Origin of the sequence: Streptomyces gossypii (assembly GCF_025165795.1) — a bacterium.
GTDB classification, from domain to species: domain Bacteria; phylum Actinomycetota; class Actinomycetes; order Streptomycetales; family Streptomycetaceae; genus Streptomyces; species Streptomyces gossypii.
In genome coordinates this window covers 194,724-209,291 of the sequence record NZ_JAJAGO010000006.1, presented here as the reverse complement: position 1 = coordinate 209,291, position 14,568 = coordinate 194,724, and the positions used below count along the sequence as shown (strand labels likewise).

The window sequence follows — 14,568 nt, the reverse complement described above, 5'->3', positions numbered from 1 at the left end:
TTGTGAGGGAGCAGGCGACGCCCTGCCCGGCCCCTGGCCGCCCCCCGGGTGCAGCAGCGACGGGAGGGGCGGCCAGGACGCGGACCGCTACGGGGAAACGCCCCAGCTGCGGCCACGCTGCCTCGGCAGTTTCGGTGCGTAGGCGTCCGACTCCGGCTTGCCTGGCTCGGGGCGGCCGTTGCCGCCGGTCGGCACGGCTCCCTCGTACTCCTTTTCGGCCGCTGCCGCCGCAGCGGCCGCCTCCTTGCGCGCCTCCGGAATGCGCGCTTCGTTCCCCTCGCCTTCCGGCCGTCGTGCCCGGTAGGCCGCCCGGTAGGCGGCCGGTGAGGCCCCCAGTTGGCGGCGGAAGTGGCCGCGCAGGGCGACCGGCGAACGGAAGCCGCAGCGGCTCGCCACCTCGTCCACGGAGTAGTCGGACGTCTCGAGCAGCCGTTGCGCCTGCAGTACCCGCTGGGTGATCAGCCATTGCAGGGGGGCGCTGCCGGTCAGTGAGCGGAAGCGCCGGTCGAAGGTGCGGCGGCTCATGTACGCGCGGGCGGCCAGGGTCTCCACGTCGAACTGTTCGTGGAGGTGTTCGAGCGCCCAGGCGACGACTTCAGCCAGCGGGTCCGCGCCGATCTCCTCTGGTAAGGAGCGGTCCAGGTGACGGGGGTGCCCGGTGTCGACGCCGTTGTTGCGCCGCGGCGGTACGACGAGTCGCCGGGCGAGCGCCCCGGCCGCGTCGGCGCCGTGGTCCGTCCGCACCACGTGCAGGCACAGGTCTATGCCCGCGGCGGTGCCGGCGGAGGTCAGAATGTCGCCGTCGTCGACGAACAGCTCCCGTGGATCCACGTGCACGGCGGGATAGCGCTTGGCAAGCGTCGGCGCGTACATCCAGTGTGTGGTGGCCGGGCGGCCGTCCAGCAGCCCAGCCGCGGCCAGGACGAAGGAGCCGGTGCACAGCCCGATGATCCGCGCGCCCTCCTCGTGCGCGCGGCGCAGCCCGTCCAGGGCGGCCGGCGGTGGCGGCTGGACAGCAGCACGGCGACGATCTCGCGCCGACGGCGTGCGGCCAGTTTGCGGGCGGTCGGCGCCGGACCGTTCGTGGAGTCCTGGCTCATTGGAACTAAGCCCCCCTCAATCGTCGCGTCCTCTCGGTCCTGCACTTCTCCCCCGCGGCGATAGCCAAGATCGAATCTACTGTGTCGGATGAGGTCGGAGTGACAAGTTCAGCACCCGACGTTATGTCGACAAGGCAACTTGGCGTAAAGCATTCGATCACGAAGCGTTCCACTCAGCGGGCGTGTTGGGTAGTGCGCATCCGCCTCGTGCCCTGCCACCGTAGGGTGCGTGGCGCCCGAGTGCTCCTTTCTTCCCAGGTGGCAGCGGTGTTGAGGGTAGCTGGCCCCAAGGTGCGTGCCACGTGCGGAAGTTGGCCGAAAAAAGCGGGGGATCAGTGGCGTGGCGCGCTTGTGCACCGGCGTGCGCCCCCCGTGCACCCTCTGGTGCTCCTGAGGGGGCTGCTTTCGGGCGATCGCAGGGTGGCTGGGGCGGCTGAATGACATGTGTCCCGGAATCCTGGGCTGACGAGGCTCTTCTGCGGCGCGCCCGCAGCGGGACCCCTGTTCGGGTGACGACCCGATCGCGGTACGTGTCCGCCGGAGGGTCGCAGGGGTGCGGAAGTGAGGGCTGGGGCGGGATGCAGGCCGATGTAAGGGGCGTAGCCCGGCGTTGCGCAAAGCGCTTCGCTCCGGCATGCTCCGGGGTCAGCGCGTGCAGAGCGGGCGGCCGCTTCCTCTGCTGTGAGCAATGGGGAGTGTCGCCGTACCCTTGGGGTAAAGGATAGGGAAAGATGCTTCCCGGTCGTCATCAAGATCGCCGGTCTTACCGAAAAGACAACCATCGTCCCTCCGCAAGAGGACTCCCTTCGCCGAGATAGCCATGGCTGGACACGAGATCCCCGAACCCACGGACCGCAAGCAGGTCGCCGATCCGGCGACCCCTGACGCGGCCGAGAGCCCCCGCCAGTCCTGTGATCCGGCGTTCAAGCACGGCGTGGTGGTGGGGTTCGACGGCTCCATGTCAAGTGAGCGGGCACTTGCGTACGCGATCGGCATGGGTGTTCGGACAAGTTCCGGGCTGATCATCGTTCACGTCGCGAACCGGTTGCCGACCACCGTGTGGGCGGGCTGTGAGCCCCCCGTCTTCGTCGACGTGCCCGATCACCGGACGGAAGTGCTGGGGCTGGAGCTGGCGTGCGCGGACCACCTCTCCCAGGTGCCGTGGATCCTGGTCGAGCGCGGCGGGGACATCTGCCACGAGCTGGAAGAGGTCGGGCAGGAGTATGAGGCGAACGCGATCGTCGTCGGCTCGACGCACGGCCTGGTCGGGCGGATCTTCGGCTCGGTTGCCGGCCGCCTGGCGCGCCGCGCGCAGCGGCCCGTCGTGGTGATCCCCTAGGGCGTGGGCGATCCGGTTCCGTCGAACTCGTGGGCGGGGTATCCGCGTTGAACGGCGCGCCGCGCGGCGAACTCGCATAATCCGTAGCCCTGCGGAGGTGGATTGTGCGCTTGTGAGGGGCATACACAGAGCAGCGCGCTGTCGGGCGGGAGGTGACGGTCCCGTACGCGGCAGCACACCGCCGGCGTTATGGGCAACGCCGGCCGGGAGGCGGACTCCCGCGCGGTTGGTGGCCCGCGCGGGAGTTTGCTGTTTTCTGCGCTGCCCTTGCGCCCGACCCGCCGCTAGCCCGCGTCCCGGGTGTGATGGGCGGGGGTGGCGCTATTGATCACCAGGTTCAAGCCCCCTGTTCGAGGGGGCTGGGGTGGTCTTCGGGCTGGGCTATTCGACGGTGACGGACTTGGCCAGGTTGCGGGGCTTGTCGATGTCGCGGTCGAGGGCCAGGGCCGTGTGGTAGGCCAGCAGTTGCAGGGGGATGCCCATCAGGATCGGGTCGAGCTCCGGCTCGTTCCGGGGCACCACGATCGTGTGGTCCGCCTTCTCCTGCTCGCTGTGTGCGACGGCGAGGATGGTGCCGCTGCGGGCCTTGATCTCCTCCAGCGTGGCGCGGTTCTTGTCCAGCAGTTCGTCGTCCGGGATGATCGCCACGGTCGGCACCGCGGGCTCGATCAGCGCCAGCGGGCCGTGCTTCAGCTCGGAGGCCGGGTAGGCCTCGGCGTGGATGTAGGAGACCTCCTTGAGCTTCAGTGACGCCTCCCGCGCCACCGGGTAGCCCCGGACCCGGCCCACGAACATCATGCTCTTGGCCTGCGCGTAGTCGGCCGCCAGCTTCTCGATGGCCGCCTCGTCCTGGAGAATCCCGGAGATCTGCTCGGGGAGCTTGCGCAGGCCCTCGATGATCCGCTTGCCGTCCGCGACCGACAGATCGCGAATCCGGCCCAGATGGAGGGCGAGCAGCGCGAAGGCGACCGCCGTGTTGGTGAAGCACTTGGTGGAGACGACGCAGACCTCGGGCCCGGCGTGCACATACACACCCCCGTCGGTCTCCCGCGCGATCGCGGAGCCGACGACGTTCACCACACCCAGGACGCGCGCGCCCTTGCGCTTGAGCTCCTGGACGGCCGCCAGGGTGTCGTAGGTCTCCCCCGACTGGCTGACGGCGATGTAGAGGGTGTCCGGGTCGACCACGGCGTTGCGGTAGCGGAACTCGCTCGCGGGCTCGGCGTCGGCCGGGATGCGGGCCAGCTCCTCGATCAGCTGTGCGCCGATCATGCCCGCGTGGTAGGCGGAGCCGCAGCCGAGGATCTTCACCCGGCGGACCCCGCGCGCCTCGCGGGCGTCCAGATTGAGCCCGCCCAGGTGGACGGTGGCGAAGCGGTCGTCGATCCGCCCGCGCAGCACCCGGTCCACGGCGTCGGCCTGCTCCGCGATCTCCTTGTGCATGTAGGTGTCGTGGCCGCCCATGTCATACGACTCGGCTGCCCACTCGACCGTCTCCGGCGAAGTCGAGGTGCGGGAGCCCTCGGTCGTGTAGGTGCGGTAGTCGTCGGCCTTGATCGTCGCCATCTCGCCGTCGTTCAGGGTGACGACCTGGCGGGTGTGCGAGACGAGGGCCGCCACGTCGGAGGCGACGAACATCTCGTGCTCCCCGATGCCCAGCACGACCGGGGAGCCGTTGCGGGCGACGACGATCCGGTCCGGGAAGTCCGCGTGCAGTACGGCGATGCCGTAGGTGCCCTCGATGTGGCGCAGTGCCTCACGCACCCGGGCTTCGAGGGTCTCCTCCTGCGCCCGGCCGATCAGGTGGGCGAGTACCTCGGTGTCGGTGTCGGAGACGAGGGTGATGCCCTCTGCGCCGAGCTTGGCGCGCAGATCGTCGGCGTTGTCGATGATGCCGTTGTGCACGACCGCGACCTTCTCGGCCGGGTCGAGGTGGGGGTGCGCGTTGACGTCGTTGGGAGCGCCGTGGGTGGCCCAGCGGGTGTGCGCGATGCCGCAGGTGCCCGCGAAGCGCTTGGGGATACGGGATTCCAGCTCACGCACCCGGCCCTTGGCCTTGGCGGTCTTGAGCCCGGAGCTCTTGCTCTGGATGGCGATGCCCGCGCTGTCGTACCCCCGGTACTCCAGTCGCTGGAGCCCCTCCAGTAGCAGCGGGGCGACATCCCGTTTGCCGATGTATCCGACGATCCCGCACATGCGCATCTCCTCCGGCAGTTGGTTTCTGTGTGCTCGCGGCCGTGACGGGTGTGATCAGCCGTAGACGAGGCGGCGCAGCTGACGCTGGGAGAGTCCGGGTGGCGTCACCGCGCGGTGCGGCAGCTCGGCCGCGATCCGCTCGAAGATCTCCGCGTTCACCAGCCCCCTGCCGCGCAGCTCCCGGTGGCGTCGGCGCACGAACTCCTCCGTCGTCTCGTCGAAGTAGGCCAGCACGTCCAGCACCACCCTGGCGGCCTCGCCACGGGGCAGCGCGGTGGTGCGGACCAGATGGTCGATCAGGTCGTCATGGACCGGGGTCCGGCTTTCGAGCACCCGTTGATACTGGGCTGCCGGGGATGGTTTCGCAAGAATCCTGCCCGGTATCGGGCAGGGATGAGTCCAAGAGGGGTGGTATTGGTCTACACCTTGACCCCGAGTGGACGGCGCGGTACGAGTGTGTGATCGAACGATCGCCCCTCGCACATGTCCGGCCGCCCCGCGTGATCGAGGTCCGAAGGGATCAGTCGTGAGACGAATCTGGTTCATGCTGTTCTGCGCCGCGCTGCTCGTCACCGCCGTGCCCGGTTCGGTGTCGGCAGCCGCCGGCACCGGTACGGGCGCCGCCGAGAGCGCCGACGTGTCACCGTCCGCCGGGGAACCGAGACCGCTGGACCAAGTAATCCCGGCGCCCGCCTCCGTGCAGCCGGGCGGCGAGCCGTACGCGCTCGGTGAGCGCACCCGTATCCAGGTGCCCCGGGACTCGCGCCAGGCGCGCGAGGTGGGTGAGCGGCTCGCGGCGCTGCTGCGGCCGTCAACCGGCTTCGCACTGCCGGTGACCGCGCACCGCGAGGGCCGTCCCGGAGGCGGCGGCATCCAGCTCAAGCTGGACGGGCCGCGGAAACTGGGCAAGGAGGGATACCGGCTGGATGTCTCGCCGCGCGGTGCCGTGCTCCAGGCCCGGACGCAGACCGGACTCTTCTACGGCGTGCAGACGCTGCGGCAGCTGCTGCCCGAGCGCGTCGAGGCACGCAGCGCCCAGCAGGGCCCCTGGCTGCTGGCAGGCGGCCGGATCACGGATCTGCCGCGCTACGAGTACCGCGGTGCGATGCTCGACGTCTCCCGGCACTTCCTCACGGTCGACCAGGTGAAGCACTATGTCGATCAGCTCGCCATGTACAAGATCAACAAGCTGCATCTGCATCTCTCGGACGACCAGGGATGGCGGATCGCCATCGACTCGTGGCCCCGGCTGACCGAGGTCGGCGGCAGCACCCAGGTCGGCGGTGGTCCCGGCGGCTACTACACGAAGGCGGAGTACCGGCAGATCCTGCGGTACGCCGCCGAGCGGCAGCTGACCGTCGTGCCGGAGATCGACATGCCCGGCCACACCAACGCGGCACTCGCCTCGTACGCCGAGCTCAACTGCGACGGAGTCGCCCCGCCCCTCTACACGGGTACGGAGGTGGGCTTCAGCTCCCTGTGCGTGCCGCTTGAGCGCACCTACGACTTCGTGGACGACGTGGTCCGGGAGATCGCCGCGATGACTCCGGGCCCCTATCTGCACATCGGCGGGGACGAGGCCCACTCCACCAGCCATGAGGACTACGTGGCCTTCATGAAGCGTGCGCAGCAGACCGTCGCGAAGTACGGCAAGACGGTCGTGGGCTGGCATCAGCTGGTCGGTGCGGACCCGGCGGAGGGCGCGGTCGCACAGTACTGGGGAAGGTCTGGTGACGCGCCCGACGTCGCAGAGGCGGCACGCAAGGGCACCCGGCTGATCCTCTCCCCGGCCAACCGTGCCTATCTGGACATGAAGTACAACAAGGACACGCCGCTCGGGCTGAGCTGGGCCGGATATGTCGAGGTGCGGCAGTCCTACGACTGGGATCCCGGCACCTACCTCCAGGGGGCACCCGGTGAGTCGGTGCTCGGGGTCGAGGCACCGCTGTGGACCGAGACGCTCCGGACCAACGACGAGATCGAATTCATGGCCTTCCCCCGGCTGCCGGGCATCGCGGAACTCGGCTGGTCACCGGCTTCGACACATGACTGGGAGGACTACCGGACGCGGCTGGCGGGACACGGGCCGCGGTGGGAGCAGCTGGGAATCGACTACTGGCGCTCGCCGGAGGTGCCCTGGAACGACTGAGTGCTGAACGGCTGGCTGCGGGGCCGGACGGGTGGCGGTCAGAAGCGGTCCAGGATCGCCTTCTTCGCCACGGCGAACTCATCGTCGGTGAGGATGCCGCTGCTGTGCAGCTCGCCCAGCTCCCGCAGGCGGCGCAGCAGTCCGTCGTGGTCCGCCGTGTCGCCCCCGCCGCGCTTGGTGAGGGCCACGGGCGACTCGCCGGCGGCGGGCCGCTCCTGCGCCCCGTCGCCGGCCTCCGCGCCCGAGGGGTGCGGCAGCCGGGCCGTGATCGCGGTGGCCAGCAGCACCGCGCTGCCTGTCTCCCGCGCCTGCCGAATGCCCCACAGAGTCAGGCAGTTGGGGTCGTGCTGCGGCTTGAGGGTCGCATGCGCTCCCTTGGGGCGGAAGCGCAGGCTGCCGTTCTCCCAGCCGACGGCCGGGGTCCACTCCACACCCGCGAGGTCGTGCAGCGGGAAGGTCCGAGGGCCGCCGGAGGACTTGCTCTCCTCCGTTATCCAGTTCCACTCGACCTGGACCCGCTCGCCGTCGAAGGTGGCCGTGCCGTCCGTGCCCGCCCCGGTCAGCGGCACGGCCGGGCCCGGGAGCAGATAGCGGTCGCAGGGCCCCTCCGCGATCTGCTCCAGCAGCAGTGCCTGCCGCACCTCGTCGACGAGGTATTCGGCGACCCCGGATCTGTCCAGCTCCACCGCGAGCTGATAGGGATCCGAGGCGTCCGGCAGCCGCCCGCCTGCCACCTGGGAGAGCGGGTCGGCGCCCTCGCGCAGCCGGAGCCGCAGCCGTCCGCCCTTGCGCCCCGCCTCGTACGCGATGCCCGCGACCGCGGTGAGTGGTACGGACACCTCGCCGAGGGACTTCCGGAGGGCGCCCACGCTCTTTCCGCTGCCGGGCACGATCCGGACGGTGTCACCATCGAAGGTCCAGGTGCCCGCACGTTGGATGATTTCCGCCATGACGCGATTATCTCAGTGCCGGCGCGCAACTCCTCAGCCCACGCCCAACTCCCGGGCGATGAGCATGCGCTGGACCTCACTGGTGCCCTCGCCGATCTCCAGGATCTTGGAGTCCCGCCACATCCGGGCCACCGGATACTCGTTCATGAAGCCGTAACCGCCGTGGATCTGGGTGGCCTCGCGGGCGTTGGTCACCGCGATCTCGGAGGAGTACAGCTTGCCGAGCGCCGCCTGCTTCTTGAACGGTTCGCCCGCCAGCAGCCGGGAGGCGGCGTCCCGCCAGGTGACCCGGGCGGTGTGGGCGCGCATCTCCATGTCGGCCAGCTTGAACTGGATCGCCTGGTTGGCGCCGATCGGCTTGCCGAAGGCCATCCGGGTATTCGCATACGCGACCGACTCGTCGACGCAGCCCTGGGCCAAGCCGGTGGCCAGCGCGGAGATCGCGATCCGGCCCTCGTCCAGTATGCGAAGGAACTGGGCGTAGCCGCGGCCCTCCTCGCCCAGGAGGTTCGCGAGGGGGACGCGCACGTCGGAGAAGGACAGTTCGCGGGTGTCCGAGGCGTTCCAGCCGACCTTGGAGTAGGGGGCGGCGACGGTGAACCCGGGGGTGCCGGAGGGGACGATGATGGTGGAGATGAGCGGCGCGCCGTCATCCTTCCGGCCCGTGACGGCGGTGACCGTGACCAGCCCGGTGATGTCCGTGCCGGAGTTGGTGATGAAGCACTTGGAGCCGTTGATCACCCACTCGCCGGTCTGCTCGTCGCGCACGGCGGTCGTACGGGTGCCGCTGGCGTCCGAGCCGCACTCCGGCTCGGTCAGCCCGAAGGCGCCGAGGATTTCTCCCGAGCACATTCGCGGCAGCCACTCGCGCTTCTGCTCCTCGGTGCCGAAGCGGTAGAGGGGCATCGCGCCGAGGGAGACGCCGGCCTCCAGGGTGATGGCCACGGAGGAGTCGACCCTGGCCAGCTCCTCCAGAGCGATCCCGAGGGCGAGGTAGTCACCGCCCATGCCGCCGTACTCCTCGGGGAAGGGCAGGCCGAACAGGCCCATGGCACCCATCTGCCGGACGATCTCGTACGGGAACTCATGAGCCTCGTAGAAGTCCCCGATCTTTGGGGCGACGACGTCGTGTGCGAACTCCTCCACGGTACGGCGCAGTTCTTCGTGCTCGGGGGAGAGGCGATGGTCGAGGGACATGGGGGGTCACTCCTTGTGGGAGAGCGCGCGGACGGTACGGGAGGGGCTGGGGCGTCCCAACTGGTCGGCCATCCACACGCTGGTGGCGGTGAGACGGCCGAGATCTACTCCGGTTTCGATCCCGAGGCCGTGCAGCATCCACACGAGGTCCTCGGTCGCGAGATTTCCGGTGGCGCTCTTCGCGAACGGGCAGCCGCCGAGGCCGCCCGCCGAAGCGTCCACCGTGGTGACACCGCGCTGGAGCGCGGCGAGCGTGTTGGAAAGGGCCTGGCCATAGGTGTCGTGGAAGTGGACGGCGAGCTGGTCGGGCCGGAGGCCCTCGGCGAGCAGCCCGCCGATCAGCGAGGCGACATGGCCGGGAGTGGCCACCCCGATGGTGTCGCCGAGGCTCAGCTCGTCACAGCCGAAGTCGATCAGACGACGGCAGACGCGGAGGACCTGGGCGGGCGGTACCGGGCCCTCCCACGGATCACCGAAGCACATCGAGAGATAGCCGCGCACCGTCGCGCCGCTCCGCTTGGCGCGGGCGACGACCGGCTCGAACAGGGCGAGCGATTCGTCGACCGTGCGGTTGAGGTTGGCCTTGGCGAAGGACTCCGTGGCACTGGCGAAGACCGCGATCTCGCGCGCGCCGAGCGCCAGGGCGCGGTCCAGCCCGCGCGCGTTGGGCACGAGCACCGGCAGGCGTACCCCGGACAGATCCGCGAGCAGCGGATACAGCTCCTCGGCATCGGCCAGCTGGGGGACCCAGTCCGGGCGCACGAAGCTGGTGGCCTCGATCGTGCGCAGCCCGGCGCCGGAGAGCCGGTGGATGAACTCGGACTTCACCTCGACCGGGACGACCGACTGTTCGTTCTGCAGACCGTCACGGGCGCCCACCTCGTGGATGCGGACCCGGGTGGGCAGGTTGGCGACCTCCACGGTCATCGGGAGCCCCTCGGGGACCGGCAGCCTCTCGGACGGCTCCGTGGTCATCGCCCACCCTCCCGCTCCGGCTCCTGAGGTGACTCCGCGCCGCTCGGTTCCACCACGGCGAGCACCTGGTCCATCGCGACGGTGCTGCCCGCGCGCACATCCAGCTCGGTGACCGTCCCATCGTACGGAGCGACGATGATGTGCTCCATCTTCATCGCCTCGACGACCAGCAGACTCTGCCCGGCCGTCACCTCGTCGCCTGCGGCGGCCTTGACGACCGTCACCGTGCCCGGCATGGGCGCGGTCAGCGCATCCGCGCCATGGGCCCCGCCCGCGCCGTGCAGGGCGGCCTCGACCGGGTCGTGGTCCAGCAGCTGCCAGGCGTCGCCCGAGCGGCCCAGCCAGCTGCTCCCTCCGGCGCGCACGTGCCGGAAGTGGTGACTGACACCGCGCCACTCCAGCCGCAGGCTGTCCGGGGCGGCCTCGTCGAGGGCCAGCCGGGCCTCGCCCGCTTCCCCCTCCGCACCGACATGGACCTGAGAAGCCGCTGTCTTGCCCGCGAAGCCGCGCACCCGCACGGCCACCGGCTCGTGACCCGGCGCCCGCAGATGGTGCACCACCCAGGCCGCCTCGCCGCCCAGCCGCCAGCCGCTCGGCACCGAGAACGGGTCGGTCCACCGCTCCTCCGCCCGGTGCCCCGCCGCTCCGGAGGGCTCCAGTGCGGACTGCCGCAGCAGCGCCGCCGCCACATACGCCTCCTCCGGCACGCCCGCATCGAGCAGGGTGTGCGCGTCGCGGTCGACCAGCCCGGTGTCCAGATCCCCGGACACCACGGCGGGATGGGCGAGCAGCCGGCGCAGGAACGGGGCGTTGGTGTCCACACCCAGCAGCGTGCTGCCTGCCAGGGCCGCGCGCAGCCGGTGCAGGGCCGATTGCCGGTCCGGGCCGTGGGCGATCACCTTGGCGAGCATCGGGTCGTAGGCGGTGCCGACCTCCGTGCCCACCACGAGCCCGGAGTCCGTACGCACGCCGGGGCCGCTCGGCTCGCTCAGCAGCCGCACGGTGCCCGCCGCGGGCAGGAAGTCGACCCGGCCCCCGGCCGCCCGTGCCGTCTCCGCGCAGAGCCGCGCCTCGACGGCGTGGCCCGTCATCCGGATGTCGTGCTGGGCGTACGGCAGGGGCTCGCCCGCCGCGATCCGCAGCTGCCACTCGACGAGATCCACTCCGGTGATCATCTCCGTCACCGGGTGCTCGACCTGGAGCCGGGTGTTCATCTCCATGAAGTAATACGCGGCCGGTCCGCCACCGCCGCCCGGCACGATGAACTCCACCGTGCCCGCGCCCCGGTAGCCGCACGACTTGGCGGCCTCCACCGCCGCGGCGCCCATGGCCGCCCGGGTGGCGTCGTCCAGCAGGGGGCTCGGGGCCTCTTCGATGATCTTCTGATGGCGCCGTTGCAGCGAACACTCGCGCTCACCGAGATGGATCACCTGGCCCTCGCCGTCCGCCAGGACCTGGATCTCGATATGCCGGGGGCGGTCGATCCAGCGCTCCACCAGCAGCGTGTCGTCACCGAACGAACCGCGCGCCTCGCGCCGCGCCGCGCTGATCTCCTCGGCCAGCAGCCCTTCCTCCCACACCAGCCGCATGCCCTTGCCGCCGCCGCCCGCCGAGGGCTTCAGCAGCACGGGCATACCGATCTCCCGTGCCGCGTCGGCGAGTTCGGCATCGGTCAGGCCGCTGCCGGAGGAGCCCGGCACCACCGGCACTCCGGCCTCCCGCACCCGCTCCTTGGCCCGGATCTTGTCGCCCATCAGCTCTATCGCGTCGGCCGGCGGGCCGATGAAGACCAGCCCGGCACCCTCGCAGGCACGGGCGAAGGCGGCGTTCTCCGCGAGGAAGCCGTATCCCGGGTGCACGGCCTGCGCGCCGGTGCGCCGGGCCGCCTCCAGCAGCCGCTCCGCGGACAGGTAGCTCTCGGCGGCGGGCGTGGGGCCGATCCGCACGGCGGTGTCGGCCTCCCGCACATGGCGGGCGTCCGCGTCCGCGTCGCTGTAGACCGCGACGGAGCGCACGCCGGAATCCCGCAGAGTACGGATCACCCGGACGGCGATCTCGCCGCGGTTGGCCACCAGCACTGTGTCGAACATCGTCATGCTCTCCCTCACATCCGGAAGACGCCGTAGTGGGGCACGCTCGGATCCCGCTGCGGCAGCGGCGCGTTGGCGCATGCCGTGAGGGCGAGACCGAGCACGGTGCGGGTCTCCAGCGGATCGATGACGCCGTCGTCCCACAGGCGGGCGCTGGCGTAGTACGCGTCCCCCTGCTCCTCGTACTGGGCGCGGACCGGGGCCCGGAAGGCATCCTCCTCCTGCTGGCTCCACTCCTCGCCGCGTGCCTCCAGCTGGTCCCGCTTGACCGTGGAGAGCACGGACGCGGCCTGCTCGCCGCCCATCACCGAGATCTTGGCGTTCGGCCACATCCACAGGAAGCGCGGCCCATAGGCCCGCCCGCACATCGAGTAGTTCCCCGCGCCGTAGGAACCGCCTATGACCACCGTCAGCTTCGGGACTCTGGTGCAGGCCACGGCCGTCACCATCTTGGCGCCGTGCTTGGCGATGCCCCCCGCCTCGTAGGCGCGGCCGACCATGAAGCCCGAGATGTTCTGCAGGAAGAGGAGCGGGATGCCGCGCTGGTCGCACAGCTCGATGAAGTGCGCGCCCTTCTGGGCCGATTCGGAGAACAGGATGCCGTTGTTCGCCACGATGCCCACGGGGTGGCCCTGGATCCGGGCGAAGCCGGTGACCAGGGTCGTGCCGTACTCCGCCTTGAACTCCTGGAAACGCGAGCCGTCCACCAGACGGGCGATCACCTCCCGCACGTCGTAGGACGTACGCGAGTCGGCGGGAACCGCGGCGTACAGCTCGGCCGGATCGGCTGCGGGCTCCACGGCGGGGCGCACCGACCAGGGCAGCGGGGGCCGCTCGGGCAGGGTCGAGACGATGCGCCGCACGATGCGCAGCGCATGCGGGTCGTCCTCCGCCAGGTGGTCCGTCACGCCGGAGACGCGGGAGTGGACCTCGCCGCCGCCCAGTTCCTCGGCGGTGACGACCTCACCCGTCGCCGCCTTCACCAGCGGCGGACCGCCCAGGAAGATCGTGCCCTGCCCGCGCACGATCACCGCCTCGTCGCTCATCGCGGGGACGTAGGCGCCGCCCGCCGTGCAGGAGCCGAGCACGGCGGCGATCTGCGGGATGCCCGCGCCCGACATCCGCGCCTGGTTGTAGAAGATCCGGCCGAAGTGGTCGCGGTCGGGGAAGACCTCGTCCTGCATCGGCAGGAAGGCGCCGCCGGAGTCCACCAGATAGACGCACGGCAGGCGGTTCTCCAGGGCCACCTCCTGGGCGCGCAGGTGCTTCTTGACCGTCATCGGGTAGTACGTACCGCCCTTGACGGTGGCGTCGTTGGCGACCACGACCACCTCGCGCCCGGAGACCCGGCCGATTCCGGCGATCACCCCGGCCGCCGGCGCGGCGTCCCCGTACATCCCCCCGGCGGCCAGCGGGGCGAGCTCCAGGAAGGGGGAGCCCTGGTCCAGCAGGGTGTCCACCCGCTCACGCGGCAGCAGCTTGCCGCGCGCCGCATGCCGGGCGCGGGCCCGCTCGCCGCCCCCGAGCCGCGCGGCGGCCAGCCTGGCCCGCAGCTCCGCCGCCAGCTCGCGGTGCGCGGCCGCGTTGGCCAGGCCGGAATCGGATGCCGGGTCGACGGTGCTGACCAGAGTCGTTGCCTGCTCCATGCCGCGGAGCCCCCTTGCTCTGTGCGTGCTGGGTGCGTGCTGGGTGCGTTCGACGCGTGCCCCGCCGAGTGAGCCCACCGCGGCGGCGGTGGCGACGGCGACGGCGACGGCGACGGCGACGGCGGTTAATTCTCGTTAACGCCCGTCCTTCAGGTTAACGAGCATTAACGCGGCTGTCTAGAATGGGTTTTATGAGCCTGGAGACAGCGGCACCCACCCGACGTGAGCAGATCCTGCGCGAGGCCGCGCGGCTCTTCGCCGAGCGTGGATTCCACGGCGTCGGGGTCGACGAGATAGGTGCGGCGGTAGGCATCAGCGGGCCCGGCCTCTACCGGCACTTCGCAGGCAAGGATGCCATGCTCGCCGAGCTGCTCGTCGGCATCAGCGAGCGGCTGCGCGAGGGCGGGAGGCGCTGCACGGCCGAAACGGCGGCGGCCGGTCTCGCCCCGGAGGCGACTCTGGACGCGCTGATCGCGGGCCATATCGACTTCGCGATGAACGACAGTCCGCTGATCACCCTGCACGACAGGGAGCTCGACCGGCTGCGCGAGGCGGACCGCAGGCAGGTGCGGAAACTCCAGCGGCAGTATGTGGAGATGTGGGTCACGGCGGTGCGCGAGGTCTATCCCGGGCTGACGGGGCTGGAGGCCCGGATCTCCGTGCACACGGTTTTCGGCCTGCTCAACTCCACTCCCCGCCTCGGCAGCCTGAACGCCGATCCCGAGCCGGCGGCGGCCGCGGCGCTGCTGCACCGGCTGGCCCGGGGCGCCTTCGCGGCGGCGGGGGAGGGTGCGGGCTCAGCGCGCCCGGGCGCCTGAGGGCTGTCCTCGGACGGATGGACAGCGCGGTGACCGTCCGGTAGCTTCGAAGTGTTCCTGAGCAAGCGCTTAGGCGGCTTCGATGGCCAGGCGGCGGTTCGGCCGCGG

Annotated in this window: 10 protein-coding genes and 1 pseudogene; 3 read left to right on the top strand and 8 right to left on the bottom strand. The window is 70.8% G+C overall.

Translation table 11 applies throughout. From position 1 onward, the window contains the following. Positions 1 to 87 precede the first annotated feature (87 nt). A pseudogene (locus LHJ74_RS14410) lies at positions 88 to 1,023 on the bottom strand (GlxA family transcriptional regulator); the annotation flags it as partial. A gap of 897 nt (positions 1,024 to 1,920) precedes the next feature. Here LHJ74_RS14410 and LHJ74_RS14405 point away from each other — a divergent pair. After that, on the top strand, positions 1,921 to 2,439 hold the full coding sequence (locus tag LHJ74_RS14405) for a universal stress protein (RefSeq protein WP_260218406.1): 519 nt from the start codon (positions 1,921 to 1,923) through the stop codon (positions 2,437 to 2,439). Between the two features lie 381 nt (positions 2,440 to 2,820). Here LHJ74_RS14405 and glmS read toward each other — a convergent pair whose 3' ends face one another. Further along, positions 2,821 to 4,635: a glutamine--fructose-6-phosphate transaminase (isomerizing) gene (gene glmS / locus LHJ74_RS14400; RefSeq protein WP_260218405.1), complete on the bottom strand. Its 1,815-nt coding sequence runs from the start codon at positions 4,633 to 4,635 to the stop codon at positions 2,821 to 2,823. A 54-nt stretch (positions 4,636 to 4,689) separates the two neighbouring features. Then, entirely contained in the window at positions 4,690 to 4,968 is a 279-nt protein-coding gene (locus LHJ74_RS14395; RefSeq protein WP_260218404.1) for a hypothetical protein, read from the bottom strand. Between the two features lie 211 nt (positions 4,969 to 5,179). On the opposite strand from LHJ74_RS14395, the gene LHJ74_RS14390 reads away from it, so the two are divergent. Continuing rightward, the gene (locus tag LHJ74_RS14390; protein WP_260218653.1) at positions 5,180 to 6,784 is read left to right on the top strand and encodes a beta-N-acetylhexosaminidase; all 1,605 of its coding nucleotides are present in this window, start codon (positions 5,180 to 5,182) and stop codon (positions 6,782 to 6,784) included. 38 nt (positions 6,785 to 6,822) lie between these two features. Here LHJ74_RS14390 and LHJ74_RS14385 read toward each other — a convergent pair whose 3' ends face one another. Genes LHJ74_RS14385 through LHJ74_RS14365 form a run of 5 tightly spaced genes read right to left on the bottom strand, consistent with a single transcriptional unit; the run spans position 6,823 to position 13,642 of the window. Next, a complete protein-coding gene (locus tag LHJ74_RS14385) occupies positions 6,823 to 7,734 on the bottom strand; it encodes a DUF4429 domain-containing protein (protein WP_260218403.1) in 912 nt (303 codons plus the stop codon). A gap of 33 nt (positions 7,735 to 7,767) precedes the next feature. Next, positions 7,768 to 8,931: an acyl-CoA dehydrogenase family protein gene (locus tag LHJ74_RS14380; protein ID WP_260218402.1), complete on the bottom strand. Its 1,164-nt coding sequence runs from the start codon at positions 8,929 to 8,931 to the stop codon at positions 7,768 to 7,770. Between the two features lie 6 nt (positions 8,932 to 8,937). Further along, on the bottom strand, positions 8,938 to 9,906 hold the full coding sequence (locus LHJ74_RS14375; RefSeq protein ID WP_260218401.1) for a hydroxymethylglutaryl-CoA lyase: 969 nt from the start codon (positions 9,904 to 9,906) through the stop codon (positions 8,938 to 8,940). Continuing rightward, complete coding sequence (locus LHJ74_RS14370) at positions 9,903 to 11,996, bottom strand: ATP-binding protein (RefSeq protein ID WP_260218400.1); 2,094 nt, start codon at positions 11,994 to 11,996, stop codon at positions 9,903 to 9,905. The genes LHJ74_RS14375 and LHJ74_RS14370 overlap by 4 nt, the downstream gene beginning before the upstream one ends. Before the next feature lie 14 nt (positions 11,997 to 12,010). Further along, positions 12,011 to 13,642 carry a carboxyl transferase domain-containing protein gene (locus LHJ74_RS14365; RefSeq protein ID WP_260218399.1) on the bottom strand — a complete coding sequence of 544 codons (1,632 nt, stop codon included), beginning with the start codon at positions 13,640 to 13,642 and terminating at the stop codon, positions 12,011 to 12,013. A gap of 191 nt (positions 13,643 to 13,833) precedes the next feature. Here LHJ74_RS14365 and LHJ74_RS14360 point away from each other — a divergent pair, with 191 nt between their 5' ends. Then, entirely contained in the window at positions 13,834 to 14,460 is a 627-nt protein-coding gene (locus tag LHJ74_RS14360; RefSeq protein ID WP_260218398.1) for an SACE_7040 family transcriptional regulator, read from the top strand. Positions 14,461 to 14,568: the final 108 nt, after the last annotated feature.

Bases quoted from the DNA above. Each gene is read 5' to 3' on its own strand.
- LHJ74_RS14360 (WP_260218398.1), top strand. From the start codon at position 13,834: ATGAGCCTGGAGACAGCGGCACCCACCCGACGTGAGCAGATCCTGCGC.
- LHJ74_RS14385 (WP_260218403.1), bottom strand. From the start codon at position 7,734: ATGGCGGAAATCATCCAACGTGCGGGCACCTGGACCTTCGATGGTGAC.
- LHJ74_RS14370 (WP_260218400.1), bottom strand. From the start codon at position 11,996: ATGTTCGACACAGTGCTGGTGGCCAACCGCGGCGAGATCGCCGTCCGG.
- LHJ74_RS14365 (WP_260218399.1), bottom strand. From the start codon at position 13,642: ATGGAGCAGGCAACGACTCTGGTCAGCACCGTCGACCCGGCATCCGAT.
- LHJ74_RS14375 (WP_260218401.1), bottom strand. From the start codon at position 9,906: ATGACCACGGAGCCGTCCGAGAGGCTGCCGGTCCCCGAGGGGCTCCCG.
- LHJ74_RS14405 (WP_260218406.1), top strand. From the start codon at position 1,921: ATGGCTGGACACGAGATCCCCGAACCCACGGACCGCAAGCAGGTCGCC.
- LHJ74_RS14380 (WP_260218402.1), bottom strand. From the start codon at position 8,931: ATGTCCCTCGACCATCGCCTCTCCCCCGAGCACGAAGAACTGCGCCGT.
- LHJ74_RS14390 (WP_260218653.1), top strand. From the start codon at position 5,180: ATGCTGTTCTGCGCCGCGCTGCTCGTCACCGCCGTGCCCGGTTCGGTG.
- glmS (WP_260218405.1), bottom strand. From the start codon at position 4,635: ATGTGCGGGATCGTCGGATACATCGGCAAACGGGATGTCGCCCCGCTG.